The following is a 15,775-nucleotide window of genomic DNA, read 5'->3' as shown; positions in this document are numbered from 1 at the left end:
CCCCATGGACGGATCTACCGAAGGCGCACTGACAGGCGCGCGTCTGCTGCACACCATGCTGCGGGTTTACGACCTCGATAAATCCATCGACTTCTACACCCGCCTGCTGGGCATGCGCCTGCTGCGCCGCAAGGATTATCCGGACGGCAAATTCACCCTGGCTTTCATCGGCTATGGCGAAGAAAGCGAGACGGCGGTTATCGAGCTGACCCACAATTGGGATCATGAACCCTATGCGATCGGCACCGGATATGGCCATATCGCGCTGGGTCTGCCGGACATCTACAAGGCCTGCGAACAACTGGCCGCTGCGGGTGCCAATATCACCAGGGCACCCGGCCCCATGAAACACGGCACCACCCATATTGCCTTCATCGAGGATCCGGACGGCTATAAGGTCGAACTGATCCAGACTGATAAGACCCGCAAGGACTAAGCCTGTTATGAGCGTTCGCCCCTATCGCGATATCCATCGCCGGAAATCCCGCCAGATCCGTGTCGGATCGGTTCTGGTCGGGGGCGACGCGCCCATCACGGTGCAGACGATGACCAATACGCCGACCTCGGATGCGGCGGCGACCATTGAGCAGATCCGCCGGATCGAGGAAGCGGGCGCCGATATCGTCCGCGTTTCCTGCCCGGACGAGGAAAGCACGGCGGCGCTGTCGGCCATCGTCAAAGCGTCCAAGATCCCCATCGTCGCCGATATCCACTTCCACTATAAGCGCGCCATCGAGGCGGCGCAGGCAGGTGCTGCCTGCCTGCGCATCAACCCCGGCAATATCGGCTCGGCCGAGCGGGTTCGCGAAGTGGTGAAGGCTGCCAAGGACTATGGCTGTTCCATCCGCATCGGCGTCAATGCCGGGTCGCTGGAAAAGGATCTGCTGGAAAAATACGGCGAGCCTTGCCCGGAAGCGATGGTGGAAAGCGCCCTCGACCATATCAAGCTGCTGGAAGACAACGACTTCTTCGAAACGAAGATCAGCGTCAAAGCCTCCGACATCTTCCTGGCCGTTGCCGCTTATCAGGGGCTGGCGGATGCCTGCGATTATCCCCTGCATGTGGGCATTACCGAAGCGGGCGGCCTGCGGGCGGGAACTGTCAAATCCTCCATCGGCATGGGCATGCTGCTGTGGTCGGGCATCGGCGATACCATCCGCGTCTCGCTGTCGGCCGATCCGGTCGAAGAGGTCCGCGTCGGGTTCGAGATGCTGAAAAGCCTGGGCCTGCGCCGTCGCGGCGTCACCGTGATCTCCTGCCCCTCCTGCGCCCGACAGCGGTTCGACGTCATTTCGACCGTCGGCAAGCTCGAAGAACGCATCGCCCATATCCAGACCCCCATGACCGTGTCGGTCATCGGTTGCGTCGTGAATGGGCCCGGCGAGGCGCGCGAAACCGACTTCGGCCTGACCGGCGGCGGCCAGCATCAGGTCTATGTGGCGGGCGTTCCCCATCACAAGCTGGCGGATGAAGATATCGTCGAACATCTGGCCGGGATGATCGAACGCAAAGCAGCTGAGATCGAAGCCGCCAAGGCTGCCGAGGCCGCTGCTGCCCAAGAAAACGCTGCTCCAGAAAACGCTGCCGAGTGAGTGAGCCTTTTCGCCTTCATGCGACCTGTGTTGCGCTCGGGGATGTGGGCGTGCTGCTGCGTGGCCCCTCGGGCAGTGGCAAGTCCGACCTGGCCCTGCGCCTCATCGACGGCGGTGCCGAACTGGTGGGCGATGACCAGGTGATGGTGATGGGCGGCGACGGGCTTTTGACCGCCAATCCGCATCACAATATCGCCGGTCAACTCGAAGTGCGGGGCCTGGGCATCCTGACAATCCCCCATAGACCGATTGTTGTTATACAATTGGTCGTGCATTTGGGTGGGGATCAGATCGAGCGGCTGCCGGACCCTCAGTATGAGGAAATCCAAGGCGTCCGGGTCCCCTCGATACGTTTGAATGCCTTCGAAGCTTCTGCCCCGGCCAAGGTTCGGCTTGCGGCCGGACGCCTTGCTGGCGATAGTCGGTAGCTTTTTTGAACTCGTGGAGCGTTGACGGCGTGGCGGATCGGATAAGTCAGGGCGAAGACCAGACGACAGCGGAGGCGAAGCCTATTCTTCTCGTCACCGGCATGTCGGGTGCCGGACGTTCGACCGCCCTGCATGCCCTTGAAGATATCGGCTATGAGGCCGTCGACAATCTACCTTTGCGCGTTTTGCCGATGGTGGCGCGACTCTCGAAATCCATCGACCGGCCGCTGGCGATCGGCGTCGATGTCCGCTCGCGCGGGTTCGCGGTCGAGGCGGTGCTGAAGGGCATCGAGAAGATCGCCGCCCGCACCGGCCGCCAGACCCGTCTGATCTTCCTGGACTGCGACGATGACGTCCTGGTACGGCGTTTTACCGAAACCCGCCGCCGCCATCCGCTGGCCGCCGACCGCACCGTCGCCGACGGTATCGCCATTGAACGCGGGGCCATCGGCCGTCTGCGCGACCATGCGGACGATGTCATCGACACCTCTGTCCTGCCGCCGGGCGAACTGAAGCGTCTGGTCCAGGCGCTGGCGGGCGAAGGCTCCGAGGCCAGCCTGACCATTACCGTCACCAGCTTCTCCTTCCGCCGGGGCCTGCCGCGTGAAGCCGATCTGGTGTTCGACGTGCGTTTCCTGCGCAATCCCTTCTATGACCGCACCCTGCGGCCGCTCGACGGGCGGGACGCGCCGGTGGGCGAGTATGTGCAGAACGACCCCGACTTCCCCGGCTTCTTCCAGGGCCTGACCGCCCTGCTGAAGCCCCTGCTGCCGCGCTATAAGGCCGAGGGGAAAAGTTATCTCACCATCGCTTTCGGCTGCACGGGCGGCAAACACCGCTCCGTCTATCTGGCCGAGCGCCTGACCAAGTGGCTTGCCGAACAGGGCTGGCCTGCCGGTCTGCAACATCGCGATGTTGAAGCATCGCGGAAACCTATGTCCCTTTCCCCCGGTACTCCTGGCACCGCCAGCGGTACGCGGGGCCCCCAAGAGGATGCGTCATGATTGGAATGGTGCTGGTAACCCATGGCCGGCTCGCAGCGGAGTTCATTTCCGCGCTGGAGCATGTCACCGGTCCGCAACGCAACTGCCTCGCCGTCTGCATCGGTCCTGAAGACGATATGGAGCGTCGGCGTCAGGATATCCTCGATAGCGTGGCTCAGGTGGATGAAGGCGACGGCGTTGCCGTTCTGACCGATATGTTCGGCGGCACCCCGTCGAACCTCGCCATCTCGATCATGGATAAGGCGAATGTCGAAGTGATCGCGGGTATGAATCTGCCGATGCTGATCAAGCTCGCCGGATTGCGCGAGACCGAGAGCCTGGCCGACGCCGTGGCGAAAAGCCAGGAAGCGGGTCGGAAATATATCGCCGTCGCCTCGCGGCTGCTGGCCGGTGAGGCTTGATCCATGGCGATGAAATGCACGGTTCTGATCACGAATAAGCGCGGCCTGCACGCCCGTGCCGCCGCTAAATTCGTCAAGACCGCCGAAATGTTCGATGCGGAAGTCCATGTGGCCCGCCGCGACGAAGAAGAAGGCTCGGGCGAGCTGGTTTCCGGCCGGTCGATCATGGGCCTGATGATGCTCGCCGCCTCGCCGGGGACCGAGCTGGATATCGCCGCCGACGGCATCGAAGCGCACGCCGCCCTGGAAGCGCTCGCCAAGCTGGTAGCCGAGAAGTTCCATGAAGAATGATGGGCTCGAGCGCGAAGAACGGGTTCTAGTCGGGCTGGCCGTCGCCCCCGGCGTCGCCATCGGTACGGCCTGGATCGTCACCGAAGACAGCTTGCCGACCCCGGAATATCTGATTTCCGAAGAAGAGGTCCCGGCCGAGCATAAGCGCTTTGCCGAAGCGGTTGCCGTTGCCTCCAAGCAGCTCAAGAAGCTGAAGACCAAGGCCCAGTCCCTGCCGCCCGCCGCTGCCGAGGAATTGGGCTATCTTATCGATGCCCGCCTGCAGATGCTGGCCGGATCACGCCTGGTGCGCGGGGTCGAGAAGCTGGTCGCCGAGCTCCATCTCAATGCCGAAGCCGCTGTACGCGTCACCATCGCCGAGATCGTCGAAGGTTTTGCCCAGATGGGCGACAGCTATCTGTCAGCCCGGTCGGACGATATACGCGAGGTAGGCGAACGCCTGATCCGCACGCTGCTCAAGACCCCCTATCAAGCCCTGCAGCATGTTCCGGCGGGATCGGTACTTATTGCCGATGACCTGACTCCCGGCGATACCGCCCTGCTGGATCCATCGCGCGTGGCGGGCTTTGCAACGGTGCTGGGTGGGGCGGAGAGCCATACGGCCATCATGGCCCGCTCGCTGGGTCTTCCCGCCGTCCTGGGCGTCTCTGCCCTGCTGGCGGGCGTGCCGCATAATGCGCCCGTCATCATCGACGGCAGCGCGGGCAAGGTCATCGTCGATCCGACGCCGGAAACTCTGGCCCATTATGAGGCCATGAGCGTCGAGCTGGCCGAGGAGACCCGCCGTCTCGCGACCCTGAGCGCCCTGCCGTCGGTCACGCGTGACGGCGCGGAGATTTCGCTGCAGGCCAACCTGGAACTGCCGCGCGATGTGGAGGTCGCCCTGCGCCATGGCGCCCGTGGTGTCGGCCTGCTGCGCACCGAATTTCTGTTCATGAGCCGCGATCACGCGCCGGACGAGGACGAGCAATACGCCCTGCTGCGCGATATCGTCGAAGGGATGAACGGCCGCCCTGTCACCATCCGCACCATCGATGTCGGCGGCGACAAGCTGGCCCCCTCTTTGCGTGAGCAGATCGGCGAGCCGACCTCGGAAGCCCCGAACCCGGCCTTGGGTGTGCGTGGCGTGCGCCTGTCGCTAGCCCATCCGAAGCTGTTCGAGACCCAGCTGGCCGCCATCCTGCGCGCCGCCGCCCATGGGCCGGTGCGCCTGCTGCTGCCGATGATCGCCACCCCTGGCGAGGTACTGGCCGCCCGCGAGGCTGTGGAGCGGGTCTATAAGCGTCTGAAGCGTCGCAAACTGCCGGTACCGGAGCAGCTGCCGCCCCTGGGCGTGATGATCGAGATCCCCGGCGCCGCCCTATCGGCCGATGCCCTGGCGCAGGTGGCCGACTTCTTCGCCATCGGCACCAACGATCTGACCATGTACACCCTGGCCATCGATCGCGGCGACGAGCGGGTTGCCCCGCTCTATAACCCACTGCATCCGGCAGTCCTGCGTTTGATTCAGTTCACGGTCGAAGCCGGGATGCGCTATCGCGTGCCGGTCAGCATCTGCGGGGAAATCGCCGGTGACCCGCGCTTCACCGCCCTGTTGCTGGGCCTGGGCGTGCGGGAACTGTCGATGGCTGCCCCGAAGCTGTCCCGCGTGAAACAGCGCATCCGCGCCATGTCGCTGTCCGAAGCCGGCATGCGCGCGCGCCGGATCATGGATCAGGTCGATAGCATCCGGATCGCTGATCTACTGGATGATTTCAACGGCGGCCTCGATAAGGTCGACAGCACCGTTAGCGAATGACACGCCGCTTTTGTCTCTGAGACAATTTTAAGCAACTATCAGAAATCTTGATGAGATTATGAGCAATACGCGATTGAAACCGCGTGTTGCACCCGCCAGGATGCCTGCCCACCCATGCGACCACACATGATGGCGCAGGGCAGAATTTTTGGAGGATTTACCATGCGTCATATCTTTTTGAGCAGCGTGATCGGCGGCGCAGCGATGCTGCTGGCAGGCACCGCTCTGGCCGATGTGAAGCTTCATCTCGCCACCCCGACCACTGGTCCGGTCGCGGCCTTTGGCGATCAGGTCCGCAAGGGCGTCGAAGCCGCGATTGCCGAAATCAACGCCAAGGGCGGCATCAAGGGTGAAAAGATTGTCGTTGAGGTCGAAGACGACGCCTGCGATCCCAAGCAGGCGGTGTCGGTCGCCAACAAGCTGGTCAACAAGAAGGCCCAGTTCGTGATCGGCCACGTCTGCTCGGGCGCGACCATCGCTGCCTCGGACGTCTATAACGAGGAAGGCCTCGTGATGATCACCCCGACGGCAACCAACCCGTCGCTGACCGAGAAGGGCTTCAAGGGCATCTTCCGCGCCTGCGGCCGCGACGATCAGCAGGGCGCCATCGCGGGCAAGTTCATCGCCGATAAGTTCAAGGACAAGAAGGTCGCCGTCATCCACGACAAGCAGGCCTATGGCAAGGGTCTGGTGGACGAGGCCGTGAAGGCAATGGGTGCCGCAGGCCTGAAGCCCAGCCTCGAAGCCTCGATCAATGCCGGTGAAAAGGACTTCAGCGCCCTTATTACGCGCCTGAAGAACGAGAAGATCGATGTCGTCTACTTCGGCGGTTATCATCCTGAACTGGGCCTGATGCTGCGCCAGGCGGCCGATTTCGGCTACAAGGGCCAGTTCGTGTCCGGTGAAGCCATGTCCTCGACCGAACTCTGGTCCATCGCTGGCCAGGGCGCCGAAGGCCTGCTGTTCACCTTCCCGCCCGATGGCCGCAAGATGCCGGAAGCCGCCGATGCGGTCGCAGCCCTGCGTAAGGGCGGCACCGAGCCGGAAGGTTTCGTGCTCGCCGGTTACGCCACCGCCCAGGTCTATGCCCAGGCTTTCACCGCCGCCAAGTCCCTGAAGACGGAAGACGTCCTGGCCGCCCTGCGCGCCCAGACCTTCCAGACCGTGCTGGGTAAGATGGAATTCGATGCCAAGGGCGACCTGAAGCAGCCGGATTACCGCATCTACATCTGGAAAGACGGCAAGTACGATTACGCCTCCTGATAACAGGCAAAATCGACCAGATGGGGCCGGAAGTGAAAGCTTTCGGCCCTTTCTTTTTGAGGGGATATTTGACAAAGGCAAGTTTCTGCCGCTTGCTTGAGGCGAGATCTGCGGCAGGAGGTGAGTTTGGACACCAGCATCAATCGTGAAAATCTGGACGCTCGAGTGTCGGCTGTCCGGCTTTTCAATCGCTTCTACACTCGGCAGATCGGTGTCCTGAACGAGGGGCTGCTGCGTAGCCCCTACTCCCTGACCGAGTGCCGGGTTCTTTATGAATTGGCTGAAAAGCAGGAGCTGGCTGCGACCGACCTGGTTCGTGATCTCGCGCTCGACGCTGGTTATCTCAGCCGCCTGCTGAAAAACCTGCGCGACCAAGGGCTGATCGCCGGAAAGCCGTCGCCCCAGGATGGGCGCCAGACCTTGCTCTATCTGACGCAGGCGGGGAACGAGGCTTTTGCGATCCTGGATAAGGATTCCGCTGCTGAAACCGCTGCGGTCCTCAGCGCCATGACAACCAGCGATCAGGCGCGTTTACTGCTCTCCATGGCCGAGATTCGCGTGCTACTGGGCCGGGAGCAAAGCTCCGCCCCCATTACCCTGCGGGACCACCGACCAGGCGACATGGGCTGGATTGTCCATCGTCAGGCCCGGCTTTATGCCGAGGAATACGCCTGGAACGGGGAGTTCGAGGCCCTGATCGCTCAGATCTGCGGCAAGTTCATCGAAGAGTTCCAGCCGGATTGGGAGCGCTGCTGGATCGCCGAGCGCACAGGCACGATCCTGGGATCGGTGTTTGTCGTGAAACAGAGCGAGGAAATCGCAAAACTTCGCATGCTCTATGTCGAACCCGCCGCCCGTGGGTCTGGCCTAGGCCAGCGCCTTGTCGAGGAATGCATCACCTTCGCCCGGGCGAAGGGTTATCGCACCCTCACCCTCTGGACAAACGGCAACCTCACGGCAGCCCGGAAGATCTATGACCGGCTGGGCTTTACCCTGACCAAATCAGAGCAGCACCATAGCTTCGGCCACGATCTGATCGGAGAAAATTGGGATCTGGCCCTATAGGGCCAGTCCCGGTTTTTCAGGCGGAAATCGCCAAGTTCTGCAGCCGATGGGTCAGATCGTCCAGCTGCTCAAGATTGTCATAGGCAATGGTCAGCGAGCCGCCCTTGCCATCGAACTGGATATCGACGGCCAGCCCCAGAATCTCCGAGAGATGCTTTTCAAGGTTCAGCGTATCGGGATCCTTGGCACCGCCAGCGATCTTGGCAACCGGGCGCGGCTTTGCCCCCGTGGAGCCTTTTCCATTCGCCGGGGCCTTGGCCGACTGAGCTAGCCGTTCGACTTCGCGCACCGAAAGACCTTCATTGACGGCCTTGGTCGCCAGGGCTTCCGGATCGGGAGATGTCAGCACGGCGCGCGCGTGCCCCGCCGTCAGCTTGCCATCCTCCACAAGCGCCTTCACACCACCGGGCAGATACAGCAGGCGCAGCGTATTGGCAATATGGCTGCGGCTCTTGCCCACGGCTTGCGATAGCGCTTCCTGGGTATGGCCAAATTCCTCGATCAGGCGGCGGTAGGCTTCCGCTTCTTCCAAGGGCGTCAGATCGGCGCGCTGGATGTTTTCGACAAGGCCGATTTCCAGGGCCGCCCGGTCATCCAGTTCACGGATAACAACCGGAACTTCATGCAGCGGGATGGCCTGGGCAGCACGCCAGCGGCGTTCACCGGCGACGATCTCGTATTTGCCACCCTCGATAGGGCGCACCAGCAGCGGCTGAACCACGCCCTGCTCGCGGATCGAGCCGATCAGGGCCTGCAACGCCTCTTCATCGAAGCGACGGCGCGGCTGGAACTTGCCGGGCTGAAGGCTGGCAATCGGCAACGTGCGGGGCGCTGGCGTCGAGGTCGCGGGCGTTGCTGCCCCTGGACCTTGCGCAACGACAGGCTCGCCCGCCGCTTCACCGAACAGAGCCGAAAGACCTTTACCCAGCCGCTTCTTATTGTCCGCCACCAACCTACCCTCTTCTTAAACAGCGACTGGATTAAGCGGCGGCACGACGATGCCCTCCCGCGCGACCAGTTCCTTGGCCAATTGCGCATAGGCCTGCGCACCCGGCGATTTCAGATCGTAAATCAAGACCGGCTGGCCATGGCTGGGTGCCTCGGAAACACGGACGTTCCGCGGAATGACCGTATTATAGACCTTGTCGCCCATATGCTCGCGCACGTCGGCCGCGACCAGTTCGGAGAGATTATTGCGCTTATCATACATGGTCAGCACGATGCCCTGGAGTTCCAGGGTCGGGTTGAGACCTTTCTGAACTCTTTCGATGGTGCGCAGCAGATGGCTAAGGCCTTCGAGGGCGTAGAACTCCGTCTGCAGCGGGACAAGCACGGAATCGGCTGCGGCCAGCGCATTGACCGTCAGCAGACCAAGGGCCGGCGGGCAATCGATCAGGACAAAATCATAGGGGATCGGGCGACCGCGAATGGCGTTGCGCAGGCGGAACTCGCGTCCCTCCTCGTCAACCAGTTCCACTTCGGCACCAGACAGATCCTGGGACGAGGTCACGATATCAAGGCGCGGTACCTCGGTCGAAACCGCCGATTCCTCGAGATTGCGGCCATCCATCAGCACGTTATAGGAACCGATCGTGCGATAACGGCGGTCGATACCGAAGCCGGTCGACGCATTGCCCTGCGGGTCGAGATCCAGCACGAGCACCCGCTTGTCGATGGCCGCCAGAGCCGTCGCCAGATTGACGGTGGTCGTCGTCTTGCCCACTCCGCCCTTCTGATTGGCGACGGCAATGACCTTGACGCCCCCTTCGACCGATTCACTCATGCTCGATATCCTTTACAGTCAATATCACCGCCCCTGGTGCCGTCCGGCTGGGCTGAACCGAGTGGGTGAACCGATGGTGCTTTGCAGCAACGGCGATTTCATCTTGCCAGGACTCGCCCTTCGGGAACAATCCCACGCCGCCAGGATTCAGATGCAGACGGGCATATTTCAGCAGATCCTCGAGGGGCGCGAGGGCACGGGCGCTGATAACATCCGCGCCGATGGACCTCGCGGCTTCGATCCGGACATTCTGTACCGTTGCCTTGGTCCCGGTCTGCCGGGCAACTTCGCGCAGGAAAGCCGATTTACGCACATCGCTTTCCACCAGCACTGTCTCGATGCCGGTCATGATTGCCAGAACCAGACCTGGAAAGCCCGCCCCCGATCCGAAGTCAGCCAGGCGTTGGGCATTCGCTGGAACAAGCGGTAGCAGCTGGGCGGAATCGGCCATATGGCGCTGCCAGACCTCCGGCAATGTCTTTGGTCCGACTAGGTTGACCGTCTTCTGCCACTTCTCCAGCAACTCGGCGTAGAGTGTCAGGCGGTCGAGTGTTTCACGTGAAACACCGGGCGCGACGGCCAGAACGGCCTCCGGCCCCACGGGCAGAACCATGCTCACGCGGCGATGTCCTGCTTCTTGACGTAGCGCAACAGGGCGATCAAAGCAGCCGGGGTCATGCCGGGAATGCGACCGGCAGCGCCGAGGGTCGTGGGCTTGGCGGCCGATAGCTTCAACCGCAGCTCGGCAGACAGACCCGCCATCGCCGCATAATCGAGATCCGGCGCGAGGGCCATGCCCTCCTCCTTCCGGAAGGCACGGATGTCGGCGTCCTGCCGGTCCAGGTATCCGGCGTAGGTTGCATCGATGATAACCTGCTCCAGCACATCGGCACGGACGCCATCAAGCTCCGGCCAGATCGCCGCCAGCTTCTCCACCGTCACATCGGGAAAGCGCAGCAGCTCGAAAGCAGAGCGCACCACGCCATCCTGATTGACGGCGATGCCACGCTTAGCGAGTTCATTGGGGGAAGCGCGGCAGGATTCAAACCGGGCCCGCGCCTCTTCCAGCGCTGCCAGCTTCTGACCATGGAACTCCGCCCGGCGCGCGCCCACCACACCGATGGCGATGCCGCGCCCGGTCAGTCGCTGATCGGCATTATCGGCGCGCAGGGTCAGGCGATATTCCGCCCGGCTGGTGAAAAGCCGATAGGGTTCTGACGTGCCGCGCGTGACCAGATCATCGACCATCACGCCGATATAGGCTTCCGCCCGGTCAAAGGTAACGCCGTCCGTATCGCCCGCGCGGCGGGCAGCATTGATACCGGCCAGAATGCCTTGTGCACCCGCTTCCTCGTAACCCGTCGTGCCGTTGATCTGCCCCGCCAGGAACAGACCCGGCAGACGGCGCGTTTCCAGCGTCGGCAGCAGCTCACGCGGATCGATATAGTCATATTCGATGGCATAACCGGGACGGACGATCCGGACATTCTCCAACCCCGGAATGGTCGCGATCATCGCACGCTGAACATCCTCGGGCAGCGAAGTCGAAATGCCGTTGGGATAAACGGTATCGTCATCCAGGCCTTCGGGCTCCAGGAAGATCTGATGCCCCTCCCGATCCGCAAACCGCACCACCTTGTCTTCAATCGAGGGGCAATAGCGCGGGCCGACGCTGCTGATTTCGCCGCTATACATCGGGGCGCGATGCAGGTTGGCGCGGATGATGTCATGGGTCGCCGTCGTCGTGCGGGTGATGCCGCAGGCGATCTGGGGGGTCGCGATCTTGTCGGTCAGCATGCTGAAGGGCTCCGGCACATCGTCCGCCCCCTGCATCTCCAGCGACGCCCAATCGATGGTCTTGCCATCGAGGCGCGCGGGCGTGCCTGTCTTGAGACGGCCAACTGCAAACTGAAGATCGCGCAGACGATCACTCAGACCCAAGGCCGGAGCTTCGCCAACACGACCCGCCGGAATCTTCACTTCACCGATATGGATCAGGCCATTCAGGAAAGTCCCGGTCGTCAGGACCACGGACTTCGCCGACAGCTCGCGCCCATCCGCAAGCTTCACCCCGGTGCAGACACCATCGCTCACCAGCAGATCGACAGCACCGCCTTCGACAATCTCCAGCGCGGCATATTCCGACAGGATGTCCTGAACCGCCGCCGCATAGAGCTTGCGGTCGGCCTGCGCGCGCGGGCCACGGACAGCGGGGCCTTTGGAGCGGTTAAGGACGCGGAACTGGATGCCGCCCCGGTCGATGGCACGACCCATGACGCCGTCGAGCGCATCGATCTCGCGGACCAGATGTCCCTTACCCAGACCACCGATGGCCGGGTTGCAGGACATGGCGCCGACCGTATCGCGACGATGGGTGAGCAAGGCGGTGCGTGCGCCCATGCGCGCGGAAGCTGCCGCAGCCTCGGTACCGGCGTGACCGCCGCCGACAATGATGACATCGAACTTCATGATGGCGCGACCCTAACCCATGCCCGAAGGCAGGTCAAAGTGAGTCCGCGTTTTGGTCGTGTGACTTGAGTGTTTCACGTGAAACACTCAAGTCACTTGCCGATGCAGAAAGCGCTGAAAATCCGGTCGAGAATGTCTTCGACATCAACCCGGCCGGTGATGCGTCCCAATTCCCGAACCGCCAGCCGCACATCCTCGGCCAGCAACTCCGGCAAGGGCGCCGACACCGCCCGCCGCAAGGAAGCTTCCGCCGCCTGAACCGCTGCCCGATGACGCTCGCGGGTTGGCACCAAGGCCTCTCCGCCGAGGCTATCTTCAGCCACCCCGGCGATGGCAGCAATCAATCGATCAAGGCCGAACCCACTAGCTGCGGAGATTGCAATCCAGGGGTCGGGCGCTTCAAAGCCATCGTCGCATTTGCTGATCAGGGCCAGCACCCGGGCGTCGCTCAAGCGCGCTTGGATAGCGGCAGGAACCGACGGCCAATCACCGCGATCAACCAGCAGCAGGGTCAGGTCGGCTGCCCCCGCCCGCGCTTCGGCTCGTCGAATGCCTTCCTGCTCGATAGGATCATCGGTGATCCGCAGCCCAGCGGTATCCGCCAGTACGACGGGATATCCGGCCAAGTCCAGATGCAGCTCGATAATATCGCGGGTGGTGCCCGCACGCTCCGACACGATGGCTGCCTCGCGCCCGGCCAGCGCATTCAGCAGACTCGATTTACCAGCGTTCGGTGCGCCGAGGATCGCGACCGACAGACCATCGCGCAGTCGCTCCCCTCGCCGACCGTCGCGCAGATGGTTTGCCAGCTTGTCAGCCAGATCCGTCAGATCTTTTCGCGCCGATTGGATCAGACTATCGGGAACATCTTCCTCATCGACAAAATCAATCTCGGCCTCAATGCGGGCCAGCAGGTCGATCAGCCGGTGGCTCCAGCCGTCATAAAGTCGACCGAGCGCGCCATCCATCTGCCGGATCGCCTGGCGGCGCTGCGCCTCCGTCTCCGCCGCGATCAGATCGCCCAGACCTTCGACGGCGGTCAAGTCCAGCTTGCCATTGGCAAAGGCACGGCGGGTGAACTCCCCCGCCTCCGCAGGGCGACACCCCGTGACCCGGCTCAAGGCAGACAGCACGGAATTGACCACTGCCCGACCGCCATGGAGATGCAGCTCCACCACGTCCTCGCCGGTGAAGCTGCCCGGATTGGGAAACCAGAGAACCAGCGCCCGGTCGAGCAGACCGCCATCGAACGGATCATGCAGGGACAACAGCCGGGCGTAACGCGGCGGCGGCACATGCCCCGCGAGGGCATTCAGGCAAGCGGCAGCGCTCGGCCCGGAGATCCGGATAACGGCGACACCGCCAACGCCGCGCGCCGTTGCCAGCGCATAGATGGTATCGCCACTCACTTCTTGGGCGGCAGGTCGGTCGGCTGCAGCATCAGGTTTTCAACCCGGCCGCCTTCGATCAGGTGACGATGCAGGATCTCGTCCACCTCTTCGCGTGTATTGACCTTGTACCAGACGCCTTCGGGATAGATCACGACGGCCGGGCCAAATTCGCAGCGGTCAAGACATCCGGCCGAATTCACCCGGATCCCCTTGATCCCCAGCTCCTTGGCGCGTGCCTTCATATAGTCGCGCAGCTTCTCCGATCCCTTCGACGCACAGCAGCCGCGGGGATGGCCGTCCATGCGGCGGTTGGTACAGACGAAGACGTGGGCCTGATAAAACGGCGCCGGATCGGTCGGCAAGGTAGGCATGGGGCGTAAGAACTCCGCTGACGGGGCTTGTCAAACTGCAAGCAAACTCGATCTATGATGGTAGAGACTTGATTCTTATCGACACTATCGGCCCAAATGGGGCTGCGCAATGCACCCTGCAACCAGCCCGACAAAGAGGAGGACGCGATGGGAGAGCGAGTCGAGATTTCGGCCGATGATGGCGGCCATTTCGGCGCCTATAAGGCAGAACCATCCAGTGCCCCCAAAGGCGGCATTCTTCTGATCCAGGAGATCTTCGGCGTCAATCAGGTCATGCGTGATCTGGCCGATGCCTATGCCGGTCTTGGCTATCGCGTCCTCTGCCCGGATCTTTTCTGGCGCCAGGAACCCGGCGTCGATATCACCGACCGAACCGAAGCCGAATGGCAGAAGGCTTTTGCCCTGTTCGGGGGCTTCGACATCGATCTCGGTGTCGCCGATCTGAAAGCCACCGCCGGAGCCCTGCGACGCTCGCTGGCCGGGAAAAAAGTCGGCTCGGTCGGCTATTGCCTGGGGGGCAAGCTGGCCTTCCTGATGGCCACCCGGTCCGACCTCGATTGCAACGTCAGCTATTATGGTGTCGGGCTCCATGAGCTTCTGGGCGAAACGCCTAAGATCCGCCAACCGCTGCTGATGCATATCGCTGCAGAGGATAAATTCTCGACACCCGAGGCGCGCGATACCGTGACCTCCGGTATGGCGAAAGTCCCGACGGCAGAGGTTCATGTCTATCCCGGCGTCAATCACGCCTTCGCCCGTGTCGGCGGGGAACATTTCGATGCGCCTGCCGCCACGCTTGCCAATGACCGCACCCGCGCCTTCTTCCAGAAGCACATAGGATAAAGATCGCCATGCCGCAAACCGTCAACGCCGTCCGCATTCATGAACACGGCGGCCCCGAAGTCCTGCGCTGGGAACAGGTGGAAGTGGGCGATCCCGGTCCTGGCGAAGTTCTGCTGCGCCATACCGCCATCGGCCTGAACTTCATCGAAATCTATCAGCGCAGCGGCCTCTACAAGGTGCAGCTGCCGATCGTCCTGGGTCAGGAAGGCGCGGGCGTTATCGAGGCTATCGGCGCGGGTGTCACGGGTTATAAGGTCGGCGAGCGGGTCGGCTATGCCGGATATTCGGCGGGTGCCTATTCGGAAAAGCGTCTCTTCCCGGCTGAGCGGCTGGTGAAGATTCCCGACGCGATCTCGGATGAGGTCGCTGCCGCAGTCCTGCTGGGCGGGATGACCACCCGCTACCTTCTGCGCGAAACCTATGTCGTAAAGCCGGGCGATACCGTGCTGTTCCATGCCGCTGTCGGTGGTGTCGGGCTGATCGCGACGCAGTGGCTGAAGGCCCTGGGCGCCATTGTTATCGGGACGGTTTCCACCAAGGAAAAGGCCGAACTGGCGAAACAGAACGGCTGCGATCACGTGCTGCTTTATAGCGATGGCGATATCGCGGCCAAGGTGCGCGAGATCACCGGCGGCAAGGGTGTGCCGGTCGTCTATGACAGCGTCGGCAAGGATACCTGGGAAGCGTCGATCAACAGCGTTGCTCAGCGCGGCATGATGGTCAGCTTCGGCAATGCCTCGGGCGCTGTCCCGGCCATCGAGCCGCTGCTGCTCAGCCAGAAGGGCTCGCTGTTCCTGACCCGCCCGACACTCGGCCATTATGTCTCGACGCCCGAGGCCCTTCAGGCTAATGCGGCCGAACTTTTCAGCGTCATCGCCTCGGGCAAGGTCAAGCCGCATATCGGTCAGCGCTATGCCCTGAAGGATGTGGCCCAGGCCCAAATCGATCTCGCCAGCCGCAAGACAGTCGGCTCGACGGTGCTGATTCCGTAGGCACTATAGGAAGTCGTCATCCCAGGGCTTGACCCTGGGATCTCCTTCCGCCGCTATCTCTACTCGGTGTGGCCACACAAGATC

Annotated in this window: 17 protein-coding genes; 11 read left to right on the top strand and 6 right to left on the bottom strand. The window is 62.6% G+C overall.

The annotated features are described in order from the left end of the window. Positions 1-4 precede the first annotated feature (4 nt). The 9 genes from gloA to ACFSM5_RS20730 all read left to right on the top strand — a co-directional run bounded on the left by gloA (position 5) and on the right by ACFSM5_RS20730 (position 7,842). Positions 5-436 (top strand): lactoylglutathione lyase, encoded by a 432-nt coding sequence (gene gloA, locus ACFSM5_RS20770; protein WP_379878596.1) that lies wholly within the window; start codon positions 5-7, stop codon positions 434-436. A 7-nt stretch (positions 437-443) separates the two neighbouring features. Next, positions 444-1,592, top strand: coding sequence for a flavodoxin-dependent (E)-4-hydroxy-3-methylbut-2-enyl-diphosphate synthase (gene ispG / locus ACFSM5_RS20765; protein WP_379878594.1), 1,149 nt, complete (start codon positions 444-446; stop codon positions 1,590-1,592). Beyond that, positions 1,589-2,020: an HPr kinase/phosphorylase gene (locus tag ACFSM5_RS20760; RefSeq protein WP_379878592.1), complete on the top strand. Its 432-nt coding sequence runs from the start codon at positions 1,589-1,591 to the stop codon at positions 2,018-2,020. The genes ispG and ACFSM5_RS20760 overlap by 4 nt, the downstream gene beginning before the upstream one ends. A gap of 29 nt (positions 2,021-2,049) precedes the next feature. After that, complete coding sequence (rapZ, locus tag ACFSM5_RS20755) at positions 2,050-3,024, top strand: RNase adapter RapZ (RefSeq protein ID WP_379878589.1); 975 nt, start codon at positions 2,050-2,052, stop codon at positions 3,022-3,024. Continuing rightward, the gene (locus ACFSM5_RS20750; RefSeq protein ID WP_379878586.1) at positions 3,021-3,425 is read left to right on the top strand and encodes a PTS sugar transporter subunit IIA; all 405 of its coding nucleotides are present in this window, start codon (positions 3,021-3,023) and stop codon (positions 3,423-3,425) included. The genes rapZ and ACFSM5_RS20750 overlap by 4 nt, the downstream gene beginning before the upstream one ends. Positions 3,426-3,428: 3 nt before the next feature. Further along, positions 3,429-3,716 carry an HPr family phosphocarrier protein gene (locus ACFSM5_RS20745; RefSeq protein ID WP_379878584.1) on the top strand — a complete coding sequence of 96 codons (288 nt, stop codon included), beginning with the start codon at positions 3,429-3,431 and terminating at the stop codon, positions 3,714-3,716. Next, on the top strand, positions 3,706-5,514 hold the full coding sequence (gene ptsP, locus ACFSM5_RS20740; protein ID WP_379878582.1) for a phosphoenolpyruvate--protein phosphotransferase: 1,809 nt from the start codon (positions 3,706-3,708) through the stop codon (positions 5,512-5,514). The genes ACFSM5_RS20745 and ptsP overlap by 11 nt, the downstream gene beginning before the upstream one ends. A gap of 162 nt (positions 5,515-5,676) precedes the next feature. Further along, the gene (locus ACFSM5_RS20735; protein ID WP_379878580.1) at positions 5,677-6,777 is read left to right on the top strand and encodes an ABC transporter substrate-binding protein; all 1,101 of its coding nucleotides are present in this window, start codon (positions 5,677-5,679) and stop codon (positions 6,775-6,777) included. Between the two features lie 126 nt (positions 6,778-6,903). Beyond that, positions 6,904-7,842 carry a bifunctional helix-turn-helix transcriptional regulator/GNAT family N-acetyltransferase gene (locus tag ACFSM5_RS20730; RefSeq protein ID WP_379878578.1) on the top strand — a complete coding sequence of 313 codons (939 nt, stop codon included), beginning with the start codon at positions 6,904-6,906 and terminating at the stop codon, positions 7,840-7,842. Positions 7,843-7,858: 16 nt separating this feature from the next. Here the strand turns inward: ACFSM5_RS20730 and ACFSM5_RS20725 are convergent, their stop codons facing one another. The 6 genes from ACFSM5_RS20725 to ACFSM5_RS20700 form a co-directional block, all read right to left on the bottom strand. Then, complete coding sequence (locus tag ACFSM5_RS20725; protein ID WP_379878576.1) at positions 7,859-8,791, bottom strand: ParB/RepB/Spo0J family partition protein; 933 nt, start codon at positions 8,789-8,791, stop codon at positions 7,859-7,861. Between the two features lie 15 nt (positions 8,792-8,806). Beyond that, a complete protein-coding gene (locus ACFSM5_RS20720) occupies positions 8,807-9,625 on the bottom strand; it encodes a ParA family protein (RefSeq protein ID WP_379878573.1) in 819 nt (272 codons plus the stop codon). Then, positions 9,618-10,238: a 16S rRNA (guanine(527)-N(7))-methyltransferase RsmG gene (gene rsmG, locus ACFSM5_RS20715; RefSeq protein ID WP_379879093.1), complete on the bottom strand. Its 621-nt coding sequence runs from the start codon at positions 10,236-10,238 to the stop codon at positions 9,618-9,620. Before rsmG ends, ACFSM5_RS20720 begins: the two co-directional genes overlap by 8 nt. A 2-nt stretch (positions 10,239-10,240) precedes the next feature. Then, on the bottom strand, positions 10,241-12,094 hold the full coding sequence (mnmG, locus tag ACFSM5_RS20710) for a tRNA uridine-5-carboxymethylaminomethyl(34) synthesis enzyme MnmG (protein WP_379878571.1): 1,854 nt from the start codon (positions 12,092-12,094) through the stop codon (positions 10,241-10,243). A gap of 92 nt (positions 12,095-12,186) precedes the next feature. After that, positions 12,187-13,503, bottom strand: coding sequence for a tRNA uridine-5-carboxymethylaminomethyl(34) synthesis GTPase MnmE (gene mnmE / locus ACFSM5_RS20705; protein WP_379878569.1), 1,317 nt, complete (start codon positions 13,501-13,503; stop codon positions 12,187-12,189). Further along, positions 13,500-13,856, bottom strand: a complete 357-nt coding sequence (locus tag ACFSM5_RS20700; protein ID WP_379878567.1) for a (2Fe-2S) ferredoxin domain-containing protein — start codon at positions 13,854-13,856, stop codon at positions 13,500-13,502. Before ACFSM5_RS20700 ends, mnmE begins: the two co-directional genes overlap by 4 nt. Positions 13,857-14,003: 147 nt before the next feature. Between ACFSM5_RS20700 and ACFSM5_RS20695 the strand changes: the two genes are divergently transcribed. Continuing rightward, positions 14,004-14,699 (top strand): dienelactone hydrolase family protein, encoded by a 696-nt coding sequence (locus tag ACFSM5_RS20695; protein WP_379878565.1) that lies wholly within the window; start codon positions 14,004-14,006, stop codon positions 14,697-14,699. A gap of 8 nt (positions 14,700-14,707) precedes the next feature. Continuing rightward, on the top strand, positions 14,708-15,691 hold the full coding sequence (locus ACFSM5_RS20690) for a quinone oxidoreductase family protein (RefSeq protein WP_379878563.1): 984 nt from the start codon (positions 14,708-14,710) through the stop codon (positions 15,689-15,691). The last annotated feature ends 84 nt before the right edge of the window (positions 15,692-15,775 follow it).

Source organism: Lacibacterium aquatile (assembly GCF_042683105.1).
In the GTDB taxonomy this organism is placed as follows: Bacteria; Pseudomonadota; Alphaproteobacteria; order Elsterales; family Elsteraceae; genus Lacibacterium; species Lacibacterium aquatile.
Note: the sequence above shows the minus strand (reverse complement) of the source record. Positions and strands in the feature narration are given on the sequence as shown.